Consider the following 4,943-nt stretch of genomic DNA (forward strand, 5'->3'; position numbering starts at 1 on the left):
GGCTCGCCGGCCGCCCGTACCGCCCGGGCCAGCCGGGTGGCCGCGGCGGCGCGGGGGGCGCTGCCCTCCCGCCAGGTGCGGGAGGGGTGCACGGAGTTGGTGAGCAGGACCAGGAAGGTGTCGGTGGCGGGGTCGAGCAGCAGGCTGGTGCCGGTGAAGCCGGTGTGGCCGAGCGCGCCGCGGCCGGCCGACTCGCCCATGAACCACGGCTGGTCGATCTCGAAGCCGAGCGGCCGGTGACTGCCGTCGGGTCCGGCGGCGGCGCCCAGCAGCAGCGCCGCCGAGTCGGTCCGCAGGATGCCGGCGCCGCCGTCCAGCACGGCGCGGGCGAACAGCGCCAGGTCCCAGGCGGTGGAGAACAGGCCGGCGTGGCCCGCGACGCCGCCCATCGCATACGCGTTCTCGTCGTGTACGACGCCGTGCACCATGCCCCGGTCCAGGCGGCCCCAGGGGCGGCGCTGGTCCTCCGTGGCGGCGATCCTGGGCAGCCGGTCGGCGGGCGGGTTGAAGCACGTGTCGGTCATGCCGAGCGGCCCGGTGATGCCGTCGGCGATCAGCCGGTCCAGCGGGGTGCCGGCGACCCGTTCCAGCACGGTCTGGAGCAGCAGCAGATTGAGGTCGGAGTAGCGCCGGGCCGTGCCGGGTGCGGTCAGCGGCTGCTCGGCGGCCAGCCGGGCCGCCCGCGCGGCGGCGTCCGGGAGGTCGTACAGCGGCAGTTCCGGGCGCAGCCCCGAGGTGTGGGTGAGCAGGTGCCGCACCGTCACCCGGTGCTCGGCGGCGGCGGTCACCTCCGGTGCGTACCGCGCCACGGGTGCGTCGAGCCGCAGGGCGCCGTACTCGATCTGCTGCACGGCGGCGACGGCGGTGAAGAGCTTGGTCAGGGACGCGAGGTCGAAGACGGTGTCGGGCCGGGCTGGCACCTGCTGCCCGGCGGGCAGTTCGACCCCGCGGTCGGTGCGCTCGTCGTAGGAGGCGTAGCGGACCGCCCAGCCGATCGCCTCGTGCAGCGCGACGGTGCGGCCGCGGCCGGCCAGCACCACGGCGCCCGCGCACCAGGGGTGCTCGGGCGCCGGACGCAGGTACGCGGCCAGCTCGGGGACGATCCGCCGCAGTTCTGTGCTGTCGAGGCCCGCATCCTCAGGGCAGGAACCTTTCGACAGCGGCGGGGCCATGTTCCTCCAGTGCTCGGCGGGCCTTCTCGATCAGCTCCGGGGTGGGCTCCCGGCCGGCGGCCATCACCAGATCCTCCGGGTCCACGGCGTGCTCGGATCCCGTGTGCAGCGTACTGTCGGCGGTCTTGAAGGCCCAGGTGCTTTCGTCCGCGACGTCGGACATCGCTTCCTCCTGACGAGGGTGACGCGTGGTGGCGGCGCGGCCCCGCAGGTCGCGCCTACGCACTTTCCACGGTACGCCGCCCGCGCACGCACAGCCCCATGAAGGCCGCGCAGGCGACGAGTGCGCAGGCCAGCTGGGTGAGCGCCATCGGCACCGCCGTGCCGTCGCCGGCGACGCCCGCCAGCGGGGAGATCGCCGCGCCGACCAGGAAGGACGAGGTGCCGATCAGCGCCGACGCGGAACCGGCCGATTTCTTGGTGCGCAGCAGCGCCATGGTGTTGGTGGTGGGCAGGACCAGGCCCAGTGACGCCATCAGCACGAACAGCCCGGTGGCCACCTCGGGCAGCCCGGCCCGCCCGAAGACCCCGCTGGTCATCAGGACCAGGGCCACCGCCGCCGAGGTGACCAGCGCGAGGCCCAGGGCCAGCACCCGGTCCATGTCGACCCGGCCGACCAGCACCTTGCCGTTGAGCTGGCCGACGGCGACGATGCCGACGGAATTGAGGCCGAACAGCAGGCTGAAGGTCTGCGGGGAGGCGCCGTAGATGTCCTGGACGACGAAGGACGAGGCGGAGACGTAGGTGAACAGTGCGGCGAAGGAGAAGCTGCCGGCCAGTACGTAGCCGGTGAACACCCGGTCGGCGAGCAGCCGGCGCATGGCGCCGAAGGTGCCGAGCAACTCGCCGGTGTGGCGGCGCCCGGGCGGCAGCGTCTCGTGCAGCCGGCGCCAGACCACCACGGTGAGCAGGGCGCCGACGGCGGTGCAGACGTAGAAGACGCCGCGCCAGTCGGTCAGCCGGAGGATCTGGCCGCCGATGGTGGGGGCGATGATCGGGGCGGCGCCGGAGATCAGCAGCAGGGTGGAGTAGAAGCGGGCCATCTCCACGCCGTCGTAGAGATCGCGGACCACGGCGCGGGAGATCACGATGCCGGCCGAGCCGGCCAGTCCCTGGAGCAGCCGGAAGCCGATCAGCAGCCCGGCGGAGGGGGCGAAGGCGCAGACGGCGGTGGCCAGGACGTAGACCACCATGCCGATCAGCAGCGGGCGGCGGCGCCCGAAGCGGTCGCTGAGCGGGCCGACGACGAGCTGGCCGAGGGCCATGCCGGCCAGGCAGGCGGTCAGGGTGATCTGGACGACCGCCGCGGGCGCGTGCAGGGCGTCGGTGACCTGGGGCAGCGCCGGCAGGTACATGTCCATGGACAGCGGCGGCAGCGCGGTCAGCCCGCCGAGCACCAGGGTGACCAGCAGGCCGGCCCGGCGCGGGAGGTCGGCGGCGGACGGGGAGCCGGGCGCGGAGGGGGGAAGGGGCGCGGCTGGTGGAAGGGGTGCGGTGATGGCGGTTTTTGCGGTGGTCTGCGCGGGAATGGGCAGCCCGGCGTCCGGCACGGCGGCACTCTCCATCGGAAGTAGGTGAATCGGCCCATATTCTTTCAGTCGGCGCGGACCACCGAGAACGATTGAAGGACAGCCCGATGAGCGAGGACGCAACGATGGGCGACGACGTGCGGGTGAGCGGATCGATACCGAAGATCCGCTGGGGAATCCTGGCGACCGGCGGGATCGCCGCGACCTTCACCGAGGCGCTGCGGTCACTGCCCGACGCCGAGGTGGTGGCGGTCGGCTCCCGCAGCCAGGCGGGCGCCAAGGCGTTCGCCGAGCGGTACGACATCCCGCGCGCCTACGGCAGTTGGGCCGAGCTGGCGGCGGACGACGAGGTGGACGTGGTCTACGTGGCCACCCCGCACTCCGCGCACCGCGCCGCGGCCGGGCTGTGCCTGGAGGCCGGGCGGGCGGTGCTGTGCGAGAAGGCCCTCACCATCAACACCCGGCAGGCCCGGGAGCTGGTGGACCTGGCCGCCGACCGCGGGCTGTTCCTGATGGAGGCCATGTGGACGTACTGCAACCCGCTGGTCCGCCACATGACCGCGCTGATCGCCGAGGGCGCGATCGGTGAGGTGCTGGATGTCTCGGCCCACTTCGGCTTCCGCGGCGACTTCGCGCCCGAGCACCGGATGCGGGATCCCGGGCAGGGCGGCGGCGCGGTGCTCGATCTCGGCGTCTACCCGGTGTCCTTCGCGCAGCTGCTGCTCGGCGAGCCGGACGAGGTGCAGGCGGTGGCGCACCGCACGCCGGAGGGCGTGGACGACAACACCGGCATCCTGCTGGGCTGGGCCGGCGGCGCGACCGCCACACTCAGCTGCACCATGGTCGCCGAGACCGGCGCGCCCGCCACCATCAGCGGCAGCGAGGGCCGGATCGTGATCGCTGACGACTTCTTCCGTCCGGCGAGCTTCGCGCTGTACCGCCGCGGTGCGGACACCCCGCGGATCGTGCGCCTCGCCGATCGTCCACCCGGACCCGGACAGCGGCACCATGCGGCACGAGGCGATCGAGGTGATGCGCTGCCTGCGGGCGGGCGAGACGCAGTCACCGCTGGTGCCGCTGGACGGATCGCTGGCCGTGATGCGCACCCTGGACCGGGTGCGGGAGCGGATCGGGGTGCGCTACCACGGCGTGGACTGAGGCTCAGGTGGTCGGCGGGGTCGGCCGGGTCGCGGTGAGCGCGATCTGCTTCTTCAGCATCCGGCCGCCGTCGCCGGTCAGCCGCAGGTAGTAGTCGGAGGAGCAGGGGGTGCCGTCCTCGTCCAGGGCCCACAGCCCGGACCCGGACGGCACCATGGAGGCGTTCTCGGCGGTCTTGGCGATCTGGTTGCCCTCGCCGTACTCGTCGAACATCGAGATGTAGATGCCCTGCGCGCCGACCCGGACCATGTTGTAGAACTGCCGCCACATGAAGTCGCCGTGCTTGCGCTGGCGGGCCGAGACGTCGCCGGGCAGGACGCACGGCTGGTAGTCGACGCCGTGCGCGTTGCAGTCGGCCTGGTCGGGCACGTTGATGTTCTGGTAGACCGAGTCCGAGCCCGCCGCGTCACCGATCGCGCCGACCATCCAGGGCGAGATCATGTTCATCGCGTGGTAGACGTCCGCGAAGCCGGCCCGGGAGCCGCCGGTGCCGGTCCGCCACTCGCGCGGCACCCCGCCGATCACGTAACAGCCCTGCGACTTGAACCAGTTGATGACGTCCAGGCAGGCGGCGGCGCTGAACGGGTGGTTGGAGTCGTTGAAGCCGAAGCCCCAGATGCACACCACCGGCTTGCCGTTCTGCTTGGCGTAGGCCGACGACGAGGTGTACGCCTTCATCTTGTTGGTCCAGTCGGTCTTGATCTCCGACTGCATGTTCGTCCAGCCCGACACGTCGTACATGATGTAGAACTTCCGGCCGTGCGACTCGGCGGCGCTGCGCACCTTGGGCACCATCGCGTCCCGGGTCGGGCCCTCCCCGCCGTTGGGGTTGAAGCGCTGCAGGGCGGCGGTGTCGCAGCCGTAACTCTGCATCCAGGCGAAGTGGGTGTCCACGGTCTGCTGGTCGTAGGACGAGAACAGGGTCGCGGCCTGGCCGCCGTTGAGGTTCGGGTACGCGGTCGGGTAGGTCTTGCTGTACTCGCGGGTGTCGGGCCACGCCTTGATCGCGTTGTTGGAGATCGACGGGGTCTGGCCCCAGTTCTGGCTCCAGTGCCACCAGCCGTTGATCGGCGCACCGTCCCCG

At 72.3% G+C, this 4,943-nt stretch carries 3 protein-coding genes and 2 pseudogenes; 1 reads left to right on the forward strand and 4 read right to left on the reverse strand.

The window, feature by feature from the left end; translation table 11 throughout:
• The 3 genes from GA0115240_RS31635 to GA0115240_RS31645 all read right to left on the reverse strand — a co-directional run.
• Positions 1 to 1,172, reverse strand: a 1,172-nt coding sequence (locus tag GA0115240_RS31635; protein ID WP_107407246.1) for a serine hydrolase domain-containing protein, incomplete at its 3' end; no start/stop codon positions are given.
• The gene (locus GA0115240_RS31640) at positions 1,138 to 1,335 is read right to left on the reverse strand and encodes a hypothetical protein (RefSeq protein WP_093742084.1); all 198 of its coding nucleotides are present in this window, start codon (positions 1,333 to 1,335) and stop codon (positions 1,138 to 1,140) included. The genes GA0115240_RS31635 and GA0115240_RS31640, both read right to left, overlap by 35 nt.
• A 55-nt stretch (positions 1,336 to 1,390) precedes the next feature.
• Complete coding sequence (locus GA0115240_RS31645; protein WP_093742086.1) at positions 1,391 to 2,737, reverse strand: multidrug effflux MFS transporter; 1,347 nt, start codon at positions 2,735 to 2,737, stop codon at positions 1,391 to 1,393.
• Between the two features lie 89 nt (positions 2,738 to 2,826).
• On the opposite strand from GA0115240_RS31645, the pseudogene GA0115240_RS31650 reads away from it, so the two are divergent.
• A pseudogene (locus GA0115240_RS31650) lies at positions 2,827 to 3,859 on the forward strand (Gfo/Idh/MocA family protein).
• Positions 3,860 to 3,874: 15 nt separating this feature from the next.
• Here GA0115240_RS31650 and GA0115240_RS31655 read toward each other — a convergent pair.
• Positions 3,875 to 4,943, reverse strand: a pseudogene (locus GA0115240_RS31655) (glycoside hydrolase family 71/99-like protein); the annotation flags it as partial.

The sequence above is a fragment of the Streptomyces sp. DvalAA-14 genome, from assembly GCF_900091855.1.
GTDB lineage: Bacteria > Actinomycetota > Actinomycetes > Streptomycetales > Streptomycetaceae > Actinacidiphila.